Raw genomic sequence first — 15,215 nt, forward strand, 5'->3', positions numbered from 1 at the left:
CTCAACGACGGATTGCCCCCAGCCCGGCAGGGCTGGCGGTACTGGCAAACGTGCGGCCCAGGCGCTGGCCGGCGTCGTCCACGGCGGCGATGGCGCGCTCGATGGTCGGGCCGCCGGCGATCGCGGCGATCTTGGCCGCGTAACGCGGGTCGGTGGCATAGCCGGCGCGCTGCAGGCCCTGCGCAAAGCCGCGCACGTCGCTGCCGGCCTGCAGGGCGTTCTGGTAACGCGGGCTGTTCTTGAGCAGCTTCACGTAGTCGGCAAAGCTGTCGCCCACCGAGCCGTAGGCGCGGAAGCTGGCGGTTTCGTTACGGCGCACGCCGTCCACATATTCATGGGTGCCGCTGGTGGCACGCTCGCCGCTCCAGCCGGTGGACTTGATCCCGAACAGGTTGTGCGAGCTGCCGCCGCCATTGCGCTGCACCAGCTTGCGGCCCCAGCCGGTTTCCAGCGCGGCCTGGGCGACCAGCGCCTTGGCGTCCACGCCGAGTTCGCGTGCGGCCTGCTGCGCGTGGCCCCAGATGCTGGCCACGAAGCCTTCCGGGGTGTGCGGGCCGAGCTGCGCGGCGGCGGTGCTGGCGGCGAGGGTGTCGACCGCGCCGGGCGCGGTGCCGGCGTTGCCCACGTTGCTCCAGCGGTCGTCGGCCATCGCCCAGTCGGCGCTGGCGGGATCCTGCGAAGGCATCGCGCCGTACGCATCGCTGCGACCGATGGCTTCATGCATCTGGCTGCTTTCGCGCGCGGCGATCAGGTCCAGCGCGCGTTCCATCGGCTGCAGCACGGCCGCCGGCGCGCCGCCGCTCATCTTCTGCAGCAGGTCCACTTCGCTGGTGCCGCCGGGCAGCGGCTCGGCGCCGGGCAGCGCCATCGGCGCGGCAGCTGGCGCGTTGAGGCGGTAGGCGCGCAGCGCGGCGCCGGGATCCAGACGGGTATCGGTGGGCTTGGCGGCTTCGCCGTCGCCGCCGCCGAGCTGGCGCGAGATCATCGCCGACAGCCCCAGGCCACGGCCGCGGGTCATCGCTTCGGCGATCTTCTGGTCGTACATGTCGCGGAACATGGTGTTCTCGCCGGGCAGCAGCGAGTCGCCGAAGCTGGCATCGCGCATGCTCTTGACCAGCATCTGTGCGAACTGGCCCTCCAGCTGGCGCGCGACCTTATCGACCTTGGCCGGGCTGTTGGCCTGGGCCGGATTGAGTTCCAGCGACGGTTGGATGCGCATCAGATGACCTCGAGCTCGGCGCTGAGTGCGCCAGCCTGCTTGAGCGCCTCCAGGATCGCGATCAGGTCGCCCGGGGCCGCGCCCACTGCGTTGACCGCATGCACGATCTCGTCGAGGGTGCTGCCGCCGTTGAACTTGAACATGCGGCTGCCATCATTGGTGGCGGTGATGGTCGACTGCGGGGTGACCACGGTCTGGCCGCCGGCAAACGCGTTGGGCTGGCTGACGTTGGCGTTCTCGTTGATGGTCACGGTGAGCGACCCGTGCGAGATCGCTGCGGCGCCCACATGGACCTGGGACCCGATCACGACCGTGCCGGTACGCGAGTTGACCACCACCTTGGCAGGCGCGCTGCCGGGGGTGAGTTCGAGGTTTTCGATACGCGCGAGCATGCCGATGCGGGCGCCGGCATCGGTGGGCGAGCGCACCGCCACGGTGACGCCGTCCACTGCACGCGCGGCGCCTTCACCGAACGCATTGTTCAGCGCCGCGACCATGCGCGAGACGGTGGTGAAATCGTTCTGGTGCAGGTTGAGGGTGATGTCGCCGCCGGCGCTGAACACGTCGGGCAGGGCGCGTTCGACGGTGGCGCCGTTGGGAATGCGGCCGACGCTGGGCACGTTGACCGAGACCCGCGAACCGTCCTTGCCCTGCGCGCCGAAGCCGCCAACCACCAGGTTGCCCTGGGCGATGGCGTACACCTGGCCATCGGCACCGCGAAGTGGCGCCATCAGCAGCGAACCGCCGCGCAGCGACACCGCGTTGCCGATCGAGGACACGGTGATGTCGATCGGCTGGCCCGGCTTGGCGAACGGCGGCAGTTCCGCATGGATCGCCACCGCCGCCACGTTCTTCAACTGCGGGTTGACGTTGGCCGGCACGTTCACGCCCAGCTCGCCGAGCAGGTTCTTGAGGCTCTGCACGGTAAACGGCGCCTGGCTGGTGCGGTCACCGCTGCCATCCAGGCCCACCACCAGCCCGTAACCGACCAGCGCATTGCCGCGCACGCCGCCGACCTGGGCCAGGTCCTTGATGCGCTCGGCATGCGCCGACGAGATCAACACGAACGTTGCGGCAAGCCCGAAAATGATCGAAATAATGTTCTTCATACCCACCTCAGAACGGCACCAGCGCCGAGTTGAAGAACCGGCTCAGCCAGCCCATCGCATTGGACTGCGCCACCGGCCCGCGCCCGCCGTACACGATGCGCGCATCGGCCACGCGGCTGGAGGGAATGGTGTTGTCGGGGAAGATGTCGGCCGAGCGCACGATGCCCTGCACCTGAACCAGCTCGTCGCCCTGGTTGAGCCGCAGGTTCTTCGCGCCCTGCACGACCAGGTTGCCGTTGGGCAGGCGCTGCATCACGGTCACGGTCACGCTGCCCTGCAGGCGGTTGCTCTGCGCGCTGGTGCCCTTGCCGGTGAAGTCGCGGGTACCGGACGCGGTGGCACTCAGGATGTCCTTGCCGCCCAGCGTGACCGGCGCGCCGAGCAGCGTCGGCGTGCTTAGGGCAAGGTTGGATTCCTTGTCGGTGCTGGTGTTGGCGGTGGTCTGTGCGGTGGTGCTTTCGGTCAGGGTGATGGTCAGCAGGTCGCCGACATCGCGTGCGCGACGGTCCGAATACAGCTGCAGGCCCGGGCCGGCCGCGTAGATGGCGCCGGCGGTGGCCGGGGCGCTCGGTGCGACCACCGGAACCACCGGGGCCATGGCCGGGTACGGCCGGACGTCGCCGGCGATCACGCAGCCGCCGAGCAGGGCGACCACGCTGGCGGCGGAAAGCAGGCGAAGGGCAGGGGTGAGAGGCAGCATGGCGGGGTCCCGGTTCAAACCGATCAGACGTTGTTGTTGAGGTAACCGAGCATCGAGTCGGTGGTGGAAATGGCCTTGGCGTTCATTTCGTAGGCGCGCTGGGTTTCGATCATCGACACCAGCTCTTCGACCACGTTGACGTTGCTGCCTTCCAGCGCGCCCTGGACCACGCTGCCCAGCCCGTTCAGGCCGGGATTGCCGTTCTGCGCGGGGCCCGAGGCGGTGGTTTCCAGGAACAGGTTTTCGCCGCGTGCCTGCAGGCCGGCCGGATTGACGAAGTCGGTCAGGGTCAGTGCGCCGATTTCCACCGAGGCAGCGTCGTCGGCCATCTTCACGCTGATGGTGCCGTCGGTGCCGATGGTCAGCGACTGCGCGCCTTCGGGAATCTGGATGCCCGGCTGCACCGGGTAGCCGCTGTTGGTGACCAGTTCGCCCTGCTGGTTGCGCTGGAACGAGCCGTCACGGGTGTACGCCGAGGAACCGTCGGGCATCTGCACTTCGAAGAAGCCGCGACCGTTGACCATCACGTCCAGCGCGCGGCCGGTCTGCTGCTGGCTGCCCTGCTCGAAGTTCTTCGAGGTGGCCACCACGCGCACGCCGGTGCCCAGCTGCAGGCCGGTCGGCAGCTGGGTCTGCGCCGAGGAAGAACCGCCGGGCTGGCGCACCTGCTGGTACAGCAGGTCTTCGAAGCTGGCACGGTCCTGCTTGAAACCGGTGGTGTTGGTGTTGGCGAGGTTGTTGGACACCACCGACATGCGCGTCTGCTGCGCGTCCAGTCCGGTCTTTGCGATCCACAATGCCTGGTTCATGGCCTTGTTCCTGTATTGGTACGGGTGGCCGCATGGGGCGGCCGTCGTTCTGGCTGATGCATGGCGCGTGCCACAACCGCGCCGGAATTACGTCGGGGCGCCCGGTCAGCTGCCCAGGCGCAGCAGCGCGTTGGCGCTGCGGGCGTTGTCGTCGCCGTGCTTGATCACCTTCACCTGCATTTCGTACTGGCGCTGCAGCTGGATCATCTGCACCAGCGCGCCGGCCGCGTCCACGTTGCTGCCTTCCAGCTGGCCGCTGTCCAGCGACTTGCCCTGGGCCTGCACGAACGGCTGCTGCGGGTCGGTGTTGCGCATCAGCCCGTCCAGGCCGCGTTCCAGCCGCGCATCGTCGGCCTGCACCACGCGCAGGCGACCGATCACCGCCATGGTCTGCGGGCCTTCGCCCTGCGGGATGATCGAGATGGTGCCGTCGTTGCCGATGTCCATGGCCTGGTGCGGCGGCACCGCGATCGGTACGCCGTTCTCATCCAGCACCGGGTGGCCGCCGGCGGTGACCAGCTGGCCGTTGGGCGTGATCGAGAGGGCGGCGCCACGGGTGTAGGCCTCGCCGCCGCCGGTGGGCGCCTGCACCGCCAGCCAGTTGCCCTGCTCGAGCGACAGGTCCAGCGCGTTGCCGGTGATCTGCTGGGCGCCCTGGCGGCGGTTGAAGCCCGCGTCCACGTGCACGGCGTCCACGCGCGAGGCGAAGCCGGCGCCCTTGATCGGGAAGGCCTCGGTATTGGCCAGCGCTTCCTTGAAACCGGGCGTATCGGTGTTGGCCAGGTTGTGCGACAGCGTGCCCTGCGCCTGCAGGGACGCGCGTGCACCGGTCATCGCGACGTAGAGAGCCTTGTCCATCGTGGTGTTCCCGAGCTGCGGTCAGTGGCTCATCAACGGATGTTGATGATGGTCTGGGTGATCTGGTCCATGGTCGAGACCATCTGCGAGTTGGCCTGGAAGTTGCGCTGGGCGGTGATCATGTTGACCAGCTGCTCGGTCAGGTCGACCGTGGACGATTCCAGCGAACCGGCCTGGACCTTGCCCAGGTTGGAGCTGTCCGGTGCGCCGGTGCGCGGGGTGCCGGAGCTGAAGGTTTCCACCCACAGGTTGTTGCCCTTGGCTTCCAGGCCCTGCGAGTTGTTGAAGGTGGTCAGCGCGACCTGGCCCAGCGGCTTGTCGTCGCCGTTGGTATAGCGGGCGTAGACCACGCCTTCCTCGGACACGGTGATCTCGTTGAGCTTGCCGGCGGCGTAGCCGTCCTGCTGGGTGTTGCGCAGCGCGAACTTCTCGCCGTACTGGGTCGAGCCGGTCACGTCCAGGGTCATCGCCAGGGTGCCGGCGCCGGTGGTCGGGGTGAACGGGTCCATCACGATCTGGCCATTGGCCGGGTTGGTCAGCGCGCCGGCGTTGTTGAAGGCCACCGTGGTCGGGGTTCCCACGGCCTGGCCGTCGACGTAGTTGTAGACCTGCCATTCGTTCACTGCGGCGGTCTTGACGAAGTACGAGGTCTGGGTGTGGCTGACGCCCAGCGAGTCGTACACGGTGACGCCGCCGGTGGACTCGCTGTAGCTGTTGGAGTCGGTCGGGTCGAACGGGGTCACGGTCGGCGGCTTGGCGTTGGCCGGCAGGGTGAAGGCCACGTTGACCTTGCCGGTCTGCTTGGGCGCGCTGTCGGTGGTGAGCAACTGCAGGTCGGTGAGGCGGCCGGCGTCGAAGCCGCTGCCGTCGGCGTTCGGCGCGAACACCTGCAGGCGTGCGCCCTGCGGGTTGGTGACGAAGCCGGCCTGGTCGGTCTGGAAGTTGCCGGCACGCGAGTACACGCGCGCACCGTTCATGTTCATGGTGAAGAAGCCCTCACCGGAAATGGCCATGTCCAGGCTGCGCCCGGTCTGTTCGTTGTTGCCCTGCGAGAACTGCTGGGCCACGTTGGTCAGGCGCACGCCCGAACCGACCGCGTTCTTGGACAGGCCGTAGCTGGTGGCCGAGAACAGGTCGGCGAATTCCGCGCGCGATTCCTTGAAGCCGGTGGTGTTGACGTTGGCGATGTTGTTCGCGGTGACGTTCAGGTCGGCATTGGCGGCGTTGATGCCGGACAGCGAGATGTTGAAGCCCATGGGGTTCTCCTTGGATGCGTGACGAAGGGACTCAGCTGACGCGCAGCACGTAGTCGATCGGGGCCGTACCGAGGCCCTTGAGGTTGAGGTACAGGCCGTCCGAGCCGACGGTGACGCTTTCCACCGGCGCTTCGACGTAGGTGTTGGTCTTGGTCTGGGTACCGGCCGTATCGGTGTGGGTGGCGGCGATGCTGTAGCTGCCGGCGGCGACGCGATTGCCGTTGGCGTCCTTGCCGTCCCACTCGAAGGTCACTTCGCCGGCGGCCTTGGCTTCCACGCTGAGCTGGGTGACCTTGACCCCGTTGGCATCGGTGATGTCCACGGTGACGTAGCCGGCGCCCGGCGCGGCGACCATGCCGCTGGTACCGCCTTCGGCCTCCAGCTGCCACTTGCTGGACGGCACCAGCACCTCGTGGCCGACCAGCGCCGCGCCACGCAGCACCTGGTCGCCGGCCATCGACTCCTGGAAGCCCTTGACCGTGCTGTTGAGGTCGTTGATGCCCTGCACCTGCGACAGCTGCGCCATCTGCGCCACCATCTGGGTGTTGTCCATCGGCTTGAGCGGATCCTGGTGCTGCAGCTGTTCGGTCATCAGGCGCAGGAAGTCGGCCTGGTCCAGGGTGTCCTTCTTCTTGCCGGTGCTGCTGTTGGGTGCGTTCAGGCCCAAGGCGCTGTAGATGTCGGTGTTGCCGACGCCGCTGGTGGTGCTCATGGAAGGGTGTCCTGCAATAAGAAGGGTCAGCGACCCATGGTCAGGGTGGCCAGGGCCAGTTCCTTGGCGGTGGTCAGCATCTCCACGCCAGCCTGGTAATTGCGCGAGGTCGAGATCAGGTTGACCATCTGCGCGACCGGGTCGACGTCGGCCTGGTAGATGTAGCCGTCGCCGTCGGCGAGCGGATGGCCGGGCTCGTAGCGCTTGATCGGCGCGGCGTCGCTCTGGCTGATTTCCTTGACCTGCACCGTGGTGATGTTCGGGTCGGTGCGGCTGGTGACGGCCTGGAAGATCGGTTCCAGCGGCTTGTACACCGCGTCGGCCGAGCCGGCCACGGTGTCGGCGTTGGACAGGTTGGAGGCCAGGGTGCTCATGCGCACGGACTGCGCCTGCAGCGCGGAGCCGGCGATGTCGAAGATGGGCAGGTTGCTCATGGCTTATTGCCCCGTGATCGCGGTGAGCATGGAGCGCACCTTGGATTCGACGAAGCTCAGCGAGGCGCGGTATTCCAGCGCGGCGCGGCCGTAGGCGGCGCGTTCGGCGTCCGGGTCGACGGTATTGCCGTCGATGCTGGGCTGCACGCCTTGCTTGGTGATCTGGAACGGGTTGAGGCCGTTGCCGGTGAGGAAGTGCTGCTCACTGGTGGTGCGCATCAGGCCGTTGCTGTCGGCGCCCTGGGCGTTGCGCAGGGCGGCGTCGAAGTCCAGGTCCTGGGCCTTGTAGCCGGGGGTGTCGGCATTGCTCAGGTTGCTGGCGATCAGCTTCATGCGCTGCTCGCGCAACGGCATGGCCTGGGCATGGACACCCAGATAGTCGGAAATCAGGTTGGGCACGGCGCTCTCCCACGGGACGATGTGGGGGAGGGTGCAAGGGCTGTGCCAGAACGGGGGCGGGATGCGTCCGGCGGCGTTACGCCGCCTCGGCGACCTTTCGGAGGCGGTCCAGGACGAAATCGGCCAGTTCGTGCGGGGAATATTTGGCTACGAAGGCGTTCGCGCCCACCCGCTCGACCATGGCGTTGTTGAACACGCCCGAGAGGGAGGTGTGCAGCAGCACGTACAGGCCGGCCAGGCCGGGGTGGCGACGGATTTCCGTCGTCAGGGTGTAGCCGTCCATGGCCGGCATTTCGATGTCCGAAATGACCATGGAGTACCGCTCGGCCGGGTTTTCGCCGGCGGCGTGGATCTGCAGCAGGTGGTCCAGCGCCTGCTTGCCGTCCGAGAGCAGGGTGGCCCCCACCCCCAGCTGGTCCAGCACGCTGCGGATCTGCTGGCGAGCCACGCGCGAGTCGTCCACCACCAGCACCTGCAGCTGCGGGCCGTCGGACGGCAGCGCCAGGGACGGGTCCAGCACCGCCTCGCCGCGCACCTGGGCGATGTCGGCCAGTACGCTTTCCACGTCGATCACCTGGATAAGCTCACCCTGGAAGCGGGTCACGGCGGTCAGGTAGCTCGATTCGGCGCCCAGTTCCGGCGGCGGGTGGATGTCTTCCACCGCGATGTTGACGATGCGCTCCACACCGCTGACCAGGAAGCCCTGGATCGAGCGGTTGAACTCGGTCACCACCAGGTAGCCCGGCGCCTTGTCCGCGTCCGGCTCACGCTCCGGGTGGCCGATCGCCAGGCCCAGGTCCAGCACGGGCACCGAACGCCCGCGCACGTCGGCCACGCCGGCGAACTGGCCGGGCAGGCCGGGTACCTGGAACAGGTCCGGGCGGCGCAGGACTTCCTGCACCTTGAACACGTTCACGCCAAAAAGCTGACGTCCGCCAAGGCGGAACAACAGCAGGGCGAGGCGGTTGTGGCCAGCCAGGCGCGTGCGCTGGTCGATGCGGTTGAGCAGGTCATGTGACATGGAGACGGTATCGGCGCCACCGGCATTCCCTTGAGGGCCGCGCGGCAGGTCGCAACGGCACGCCGCTTGCATGACCCTGCGCAATGCCTGTACCTGGAGCCGCCATGCGTATCTATAGAGTCGCCCTGCTGATTGCCGCCGTCGCGCTCGCCGCCGCGCCGGTGCACGCCGCCGGTGGCTGGCAGCCGGTGGACAGCATCCGCGCCGCCGCCCTGTCCACGCTGCCGGCCGGCAGCGAGGGCGACACCACGCTGGACTCGGCGCTGCGCCTGCCGGCCTGCGGCCAGGCGCTGGTGGCGCAACCCACCGGCACCACCACGGTGGAGGTCAGCTGCCCGGACGCCGGCGGCTGGCGCCTGTTCGTGCCGGTGAAGGTGCGGCGCAACCAGCCGGTGCTGATCCTCAACCGGGGCATCGCCGCTGGAGAAACCCTGACCGCGGCCGATATCACCACTGCACAGCGTGACGTGGCCCGTATCGCCGGTGCCGCCCTGGCCGACCCGGCCGTGGCGGTGGGGCGGGTGGCGCGGCGCACGTTGAGTGCCGGCAGCCTGCTGTCGGCCAATGATCTGGTCGCCCAGCGTCTCATCCGCCGTGGCGACAGCGTGGCCCTGGTCTCCCGCTTTGGTGGGGTCGAGGTCCGCGTGGCCGGCAAGGCGCTGGCCGATGCCGGTGAAAATGAACGCGTGTCGGTCGAGAATCTGTCGTCACGCAAGGTGGTACAGGGTACGGTGGCGGCCTCCGGCGACGTAATTGTGACGCGCTGACCACTGCAACCTGTAAATTTTCCTAAAGATGGCGGCCGTGGTGCCGTTATCCCTTGTGAACCGTAACTCCCAGGACATCACCATGAGCCAGAAAATCGACGGCAACCTGCAGGCGCCCACCCTTCTGCGCAGCATTGCGCCGGGTAACAAGCCCAGCGTGAGCACCGATGCCCCGGCGCGCCCGGTGGAAGCGGCCGACAGCCTGCGGCTGACCGGCGAAGCCACCAGCCTGCAGGCCATGCAGCGCGAGCTGAGCACCGCCCCGGCCATCGACGCCGGCCGCGTGCAGGCCGTGCGCGAGTCGCTGCAGAACGGCACCTACAAGATCAACCCGGACGCGATCGCCTCGCACATGCTCGAGCTGGACCAGCAGCTGCAGGGATGAAGCTGGCAATGAGCGAGCCGCTGCAGCGCCTCAGCGATGCCCTGGACGTCGAACGCCAGGCATTGGTGGAGCATGACGTGCAGTCGCTGATCCGCGCCACCAGCGCCAAGCTCGACGCGCTGCGTGCGCTGGAGCAGGTGCTGCCGGTGGGGCAGCAGGAGCGGCTGCAGGAGCTGGCCGAGCGCAACCGCGCCAACGGCGTGCTGCTCTCGCGCCGCCGCCGCGAGGTCAACTGGGCGCTGCGCCAGCTCGGCCGCAGCGAAGAATCCTCGGCCTACGACGCCAAGGGCCAGTCCAGCACCCTGCATACCCGGCGCCCGCTCGCGGTCGCCTGAGCGGTCAACACGGATATAGTGGGCGCTCTGTTCCAGCGGCCCCCGATCCGACCGTGACCCTGTCCTCTACGTTTGTCACCGCACCGCTGCCCCCGCAGCCGGTCCTGCTTGCGCTGTTCGAGCGCATCAATGAAGGCGTGCTGCTGTTCCGCGAAGACGGAACCGTGGCCGTGGCCAATGCCACCGTACGGGCGATGCTCGGCCAGGCCGAAACCGATGGCGACGCCGAAGCCGGTTCCGGGCTGGACCCGGCGAAGTGGCTGCGCCAGTTGCTGCCGCCGGATGCGCTGGAACATGCGCGCCAGCACGGGCACTGGAACGGCAGCCTGCCGGTCGGCGAGCGCATGGTCATCGTGCACCTGTACGAGCAGGAAGATGCCGGCCGCCGCCATTACCTGGCGCTGTTCCGCCGCATCGAAGGCCAGGAAGACTACGAACGCGAACTGCAACAGCGCCATGCCGAACTGCGCCAGGCGTACCTGCGCCTGAACGGCACCCAGGAAAAGCTGCTGCAGTCCGAGAAGATGGCCTCGATCGGCCAGCTGGCCGCCGGCGTGGCGCATGAGATCAACAACCCGATCGGCTACGTGCATTCCAACCTGGGCAGCCTGCAGGAATACCTGCGCAGCCTGTTCACCGTGATCGAAGCCTACGAGCGCGCCCTGCGTGCGCCGGACCCCAAGGCGTTGATTCCGGAAATCGACGACATCCGCAACCGCTTCGACATCGACTTCATCAGCCGCGACCTGCCGCAGCTGATGGCCGAGTCGCGTGAGGGCATCGAGCGGGTGACCCGGATCGTGCGCGACCTGAAGGACTTCTCGTATTCGGGCCGCGACGAGTCGTGGAAGCTGGTCGACCTGCACGCCGGGTTGGAGTCGACCATCAACATCATCTGGAACGAGCTGAAGTACAAGGCGGAACTAAAGCGCGAATTCGGCCAGCTGCCGCTGGTGGAATGCCTGCCGTCCGAGCTCAACCAGGTCTACATGAACCTGCTGCTCAACGCCGGCCACGCCATTGCCGAACGCGGCACGATCACCGTGCGCACCGGCGTGGACGGTGAGAATGTGTGGGTGGAATTCGAAGACACCGGCGGCGGCATTTCGCCCGAGCTGCGCCAGCGCATCTTCGACCCGTTCTTCACCACCAAGCCGGTGGGGAGCGGAACGGGCCTCGGCCTTTCCATTTCATACAGCATCATCAACAAGCACCATGGTCGCATCGACCTCGACAGCACCCCGGGTGTCGGGTCGACATTCCGGTTGGTGCTGCCGATCAAGCAGCCGCGTTGAGGTCGCTCATTCGCCTTCCGGCGCCGGTATCGGCGCGGGTTGGGCGGTGTTGGCGCGACGCTGTTCCTCATGCGTGCGGAACGCCTGGTGGATGTGCTTGCGCAGCTCGTCGTCGTTCCACGGCTTGGTCAGGAACCGGTAGATGGCGCCGCGGTTGATCGCGTCGGTGACGGTGTTGAGGTCGGTGTAGCCGGACAGCACCAGCCGGATCGTGTCCGGGTACAGCATCTTGACCCGGCCCAGGAATTCGGTGCCGCTCATGTCGCTCATGCGCTGGTCGGACAGGATCACCTGCACGTCGTTGATCGCCAGCAGGTCGAAGGCATCGCGCACGTTGCCTGCGGCCAGGATCCGGTAGCCGTCGCGGCGGAAGAGGCGCACCAGCGAGCGCAGCACGTTTTCTTCGTCGTCCAGCAGCAGCAGGGTGCGGTCCGGTCGGGTCTCGGCGAATGCTTCCGGACGCAGGTAGCGGCGGCGCAGGGTCATGCCGGCCGCGTCGGCCGACATCGGTTCGCCGAACAGGTAGCCCTGGAACACGTCGCAGTCGTTGCGGCGCAGGAAGCCGAGCTGGGCCTGCGACTCCACGCCATTGGCGATCACGGTCATGCCCAGCTGGTGGCCCATGGCGATGATCGCGCGCGCGATCGCCGCTTCGCGGTTGCCGGCGGGCGCACTCTTGATGAAGCTGCGGTCGATCTTCAGCTTGTCGACCGGGTAGCGCACCAGCGCGCTCAGGCTGGAGTCGCCGGTGCCGAAATTGTCCAGGCTCAGGCTGATGCCTTCGTTGCGCAGGTTCACCAGCGTTTCGTGCACGAAATTGACGTTGTTGGTCAGCGCGCTTTCGTTGATCTCCAGGGTCAGCATGTGCGCCGGTACCCCGGCCGCCTGCATCAGCGACATCACCTCGGCGAAGAAGTTCGGGCGCAACAGCTGCAGGGTGGAGACATTCACCGCGATGGTGAAATCGTCGAAGCCCTGGTCGCGCCACAGCCGCGCCTGCTTCAGCGCGCCTTCCAGCACCCAGGTGCCGATCTGCACGATGATGCCCAGCCGCTCGGCAGTACGCATGAAGCGCTCCGGCACCAGCATGCCCAGGGTAGGGGACTGCCAGCGCAGCAGCGCCTCCATGCCGACTACATGGCCGTCGCGAGCGCTGACCAGCGGCTGGTAGCGCAGCTTAAGCTCGCCATTGGGAATGGCGTCGACGATCTGGCGCGCGATGATGCTTTCGCTGTGCGCGCTCGAGGGCGTGTTCACCGCATGGATGCGCACGGCGTTGCCGCCTTCGCGCGCCGCCTGGTACAGCGCATCTTCGGCGTGGTCGAGCAGGCGGGTGGCGTCGGTCGCGTGTTCCGGGCACAGGCTCACGCCGAGCTTGCCGGTCATGAACAGCGTGTACGGCAGCACCGACAGCGGCAGCTCCAGCTGCTGGCGGATTTCTTCGGCCAGGTCGTCGGGCAACGGCATGTCGGCGGCGCGCGGCACCGCGATCAGGAACTCGTCGCTGCCATGCCGCCACAGTTTGCCGCGCCCGCGCAGGTGGTGCTGCAGGCGCTGCGCCACCAGTACCAGCGCCTGGTCGCCGACCTCGGCGCTCATGTTCTCGTTGACCGAGGCGAAGTGGTCGATATCCACGTGCATCAGCATCAGCGGCGTGCCGCCCGAGGCGGCCTCGGCCACCATCGCCTGCAGTTCGGGATTGCCGGCGCCCAGGCGCGGCGGTGCGTCCTCGATGCTGACCAGGGGCAGGGAAGGGTTCCACATAACTCAGTGTTCCAACGTATCGGGGGTGGCCACGCTGTCGCTGCTGTACGGCAGGAACAGGTCGACCAGGGTGCCGGCGCCGTGCGCCGACTCGATCTTGAGGGTGCCGCCGGCGCTCTGCGCGCGTTCGCGCATCACGATCAGGCCCAGCCCGCGCGGGCCGTCCGGGTCGAAGCCTTCGCCGTCGTCGCGGACCTGCAGGTGCAGGCCATGGTCGTGCACGTCATGCAGTTTCAGGTGCACCTGGCTGGCGCGCGCATGGCGCAGCACGTTGGTCAGGCTTTCCTGGGCGATGCGGAAGCAGGCCTGCTCGATGTCGCCCTCAGGGCGGCGCGGCAGTGCGTCGATCTCGGCCAGCAGTTCGATCGGCGAGGAACGGAACAACACCCCGGCCTGCCAGCGCAGCGCCGCTTCCAGCCCCAGCGCGTCGAGCTGCGGCGGGCGCAGCAGGGTGGAGATGTCGCGCAGCTTGCCCACCGTGGTGTCGGCCAGCTGGATGATCTGTGCCAGGTCTTCGCCGCGCCGCTGCGGGTCGGTCTCGTCCTGCGCCGCATACGCGGACAGCTTCATTGCGGTGATCGCCTGGCCGATGTCGTCGTGCAGGTCGCGCGAGATCGCCCGGCGTTCGTCTTCCTGCAGCGAGAACAGCCGCCCGGCCATCGCCTGCAGCTCGCGGTTGCTGGTCTCCAGCGCCTCGCGGATGCGCTCCGGCTCGCTCAGGTCGCGCACGATCAGCAGCTTGCAGTTGCGTCCGCCGTAGCGCACGTCGCCGACGGCCAGCCCGGCCTGGAAGCACTCGCCATCGAGCCGGCGCATGCCGATCACCTCGGTACCGCTGCCGGGCAGCGGAATGCTGGCGAACAGCTGCGCGCGCACCCGGGCCAGGTCGCCGGCCACCACCAGCGCCGACAGCGGCTCGCCGAGCAGGGTGTGCTGGTCATAGCCGAACTGCGCGGCCGCGCAGGCGTTGGCATACAGGACGTGTTCTTCGGACAGGATCACCACGCCGTCGGGCAGTACCCGCACCAGTTCGCGGAACTGCTCTTCACGTTCGCGCAGCAGGCGGCGCGACTGCTCGCGTTCGGTCACGTCCTGCAGGGTGCCGACCACCCGCGGGCGGCCGGCGTCGTCGCTGCCACGCTCGGCGCGCAGGTGCACCATCAGCGCGCGCCCGTCCATGGCCAGCAACGGCAACAGCACGTCGATCTGCACCTGCTCGCCGCGCAGGTCCTGCAGCAGCTGTTCGGTGAGTGCGGCGGTGGCCGGGTCGGCCGGCACCAGCAGCTCCTCGAAGCGGTGCCAGCGCCGCGCCTCGGGTGGGCGCCGGCCCAGCAACTGGTAGACCTGGTTGGAGTAGCGGCCCAGGCCGGTGGCCGGATCCACTTCCCAGGCGCCGATCCGCGCCATCTCGTGCGCTTCCTCGACCCGGGTCAGGGCCTGGTCGCGGCGGCGCAGCGCCTGGTCTTCGCGGGTGCGGTCGATAGCGATCAGCAGCCGTGCCGGGCGGCCGGCGTAATCCAGGTAGTTGCTGCGCATCTCGATGCTGCGCGCGGTGCCGTCCTTGAGCTGCAGGTCGGCGGTGATCTCGCACAGCTGCCCGGGCTGGGCCCGGATCTGCTCGAGCTTGGCCGCCAGCGCGGGTTCGTCGCCGGGCGGCCACAGCGCGGTCATCGGCAGCGCAGTGAATTCCTCGCGGGTCCAGCCGAACAGGCTGCAGGCGGCCGGGTTCACGTCCAGGATCTCCAGCGTGTCCAGGTCGTAGACCAGAATCGGGCCGGGATTGCCTTCGAACAGCTGGCGGTGGCGCTGCTCGGAGTGTTCCAGCTGCAGGTGGGTCTGCAGCACGTGGTGCGCCAGCGGGCGCAGCAGCAGGTAGATGACCGCGCCGCTGAGAATGACGAAGAAGGCGCCCTTGGCGGTCTGCCAGCGCGCGGCGGTGCCCAGGTCGGCGGTGAGCACCTGCACGGCCGCGTCGCTGCACAGGATCCAGACCAGTGCCAGCACCAGGTAGCCGAGCACCACCCGCCAGCGGTCGCGGCGCAGGGCGCGGGCGAGCGGGTGGTCACGACGGTGCTGGGCAGGCGGGCCGGGCGGGGCGACAGGCATGGGGCGCGACGGGTCCGGGGTCGGAGGGGCGGTCCATAGTAGTAGG

Annotated in this window: 16 protein-coding genes; 4 read left to right on the plus strand and 12 right to left on the minus strand. The window is 68.2% G+C overall.

Annotated features, from left to right (window positions below; translation table 11 throughout):
• Position 1 precedes the first annotated feature (1 nt).
• From flgJ to HGB51_RS00815, 10 genes are all read right to left on the minus strand, one after another.
• On the minus strand, positions 2–1,219 hold the full coding sequence (flgJ, locus tag HGB51_RS00770) for a flagellar assembly peptidoglycan hydrolase FlgJ (protein ID WP_070208093.1): 1,218 nt from the start codon (positions 1,217–1,219) through the stop codon (positions 2–4).
• Positions 1,219–2,328, minus strand: a complete 1,110-nt coding sequence (locus HGB51_RS00775) for a flagellar basal body P-ring protein FlgI (protein WP_070208094.1) — start codon at positions 2,326–2,328, stop codon at positions 1,219–1,221. Before HGB51_RS00775 ends, flgJ begins: the two co-directional genes overlap by 1 nt.
• A 7-nt stretch (positions 2,329–2,335) precedes the next feature.
• Positions 2,336–3,028, minus strand: coding sequence for a flagellar basal body L-ring protein FlgH (flgH, locus tag HGB51_RS00780; RefSeq protein ID WP_070208095.1), 693 nt, complete (start codon positions 3,026–3,028; stop codon positions 2,336–2,338).
• A 23-nt stretch (positions 3,029–3,051) separates the two neighbouring features.
• The gene (flgG, locus tag HGB51_RS00785) at positions 3,052–3,837 is read right to left on the minus strand and encodes a flagellar basal-body rod protein FlgG (RefSeq protein ID WP_068851734.1); all 786 of its coding nucleotides are present in this window, start codon (positions 3,835–3,837) and stop codon (positions 3,052–3,054) included.
• A 105-nt stretch (positions 3,838–3,942) separates the two neighbouring features.
• Positions 3,943–4,695, minus strand: a complete 753-nt coding sequence (locus tag HGB51_RS00790) for a flagellar basal body rod protein FlgF (protein WP_070208096.1) — start codon at positions 4,693–4,695, stop codon at positions 3,943–3,945.
• A gap of 32 nt (positions 4,696–4,727) precedes the next feature.
• Positions 4,728–5,951: a flagellar hook protein FlgE gene (gene flgE, locus HGB51_RS00795; RefSeq protein WP_070208097.1), complete on the minus strand. Its 1,224-nt coding sequence runs from the start codon at positions 5,949–5,951 to the stop codon at positions 4,728–4,730.
• Positions 5,952–5,982: 31 nt separating this feature from the next.
• Positions 5,983–6,663 (minus strand): flagellar hook assembly protein FlgD, encoded by a 681-nt coding sequence (locus tag HGB51_RS00800; protein WP_070208098.1) that lies wholly within the window; start codon positions 6,661–6,663, stop codon positions 5,983–5,985.
• 26 nt (positions 6,664–6,689) lie between these two features.
• A complete protein-coding gene (gene flgC / locus HGB51_RS00805; protein ID WP_070208099.1) occupies positions 6,690–7,097 on the minus strand; it encodes a flagellar basal body rod protein FlgC in 408 nt (135 codons plus the stop codon).
• Positions 7,098–7,100: 3 nt separating this feature from the next.
• Complete coding sequence (gene flgB / locus HGB51_RS00810; protein ID WP_070208100.1) at positions 7,101–7,496, minus strand: flagellar basal body rod protein FlgB; 396 nt, start codon at positions 7,494–7,496, stop codon at positions 7,101–7,103.
• 76 nt (positions 7,497–7,572) lie between these two features.
• Positions 7,573–8,517 (minus strand): chemotaxis protein, encoded by a 945-nt coding sequence (locus HGB51_RS00815; protein WP_070208101.1) that lies wholly within the window; start codon positions 8,515–8,517, stop codon positions 7,573–7,575.
• A 104-nt stretch (positions 8,518–8,621) separates the two neighbouring features.
• Between HGB51_RS00815 and flgA the strand changes: the two genes are divergently transcribed.
• From flgA to HGB51_RS00835, 4 genes are all read left to right on the plus strand, one after another.
• Complete coding sequence (gene flgA, locus HGB51_RS00820) at positions 8,622–9,284, plus strand: flagellar basal body P-ring formation chaperone FlgA (RefSeq protein ID WP_070208102.1); 663 nt, start codon at positions 8,622–8,624, stop codon at positions 9,282–9,284.
• An 82-nt stretch (positions 9,285–9,366) separates the two neighbouring features.
• Positions 9,367–9,669, plus strand: coding sequence for a flagellar biosynthesis anti-sigma factor FlgM (gene flgM / locus HGB51_RS00825; protein ID WP_070208119.1), 303 nt, complete (start codon positions 9,367–9,369; stop codon positions 9,667–9,669).
• Between the two features lie 2 nt (positions 9,670–9,671).
• Positions 9,672–10,004: a flagellar protein FlgN gene (locus HGB51_RS00830; protein WP_171966812.1), complete on the plus strand. Its 333-nt coding sequence runs from the start codon at positions 9,672–9,674 to the stop codon at positions 10,002–10,004.
• Positions 10,005–10,057: 53 nt separating this feature from the next.
• Positions 10,058–11,299, plus strand: coding sequence for an ATP-binding protein (locus HGB51_RS00835; RefSeq protein ID WP_070208104.1), 1,242 nt, complete (start codon positions 10,058–10,060; stop codon positions 11,297–11,299).
• A gap of 6 nt (positions 11,300–11,305) precedes the next feature.
• Here HGB51_RS00835 and HGB51_RS00840 read toward each other — a convergent pair whose 3' ends face one another.
• A complete protein-coding gene (locus HGB51_RS00840) occupies positions 11,306–13,063 on the minus strand; it encodes an EAL domain-containing protein (RefSeq protein ID WP_070208105.1) in 1,758 nt (585 codons plus the stop codon).
• A gap of 3 nt (positions 13,064–13,066) precedes the next feature.
• Entirely contained in the window at positions 13,067–15,169 is a 2,103-nt protein-coding gene (locus tag HGB51_RS00845; RefSeq protein WP_070208106.1) for a sensor histidine kinase, read from the minus strand.
• Positions 15,170–15,215: the final 46 nt, after the last annotated feature.

It is taken from the genome of Stenotrophomonas bentonitica, assembly GCF_013185915.1.
GTDB lineage: Bacteria > Pseudomonadota > Gammaproteobacteria > Xanthomonadales > Xanthomonadaceae > Stenotrophomonas > Stenotrophomonas bentonitica.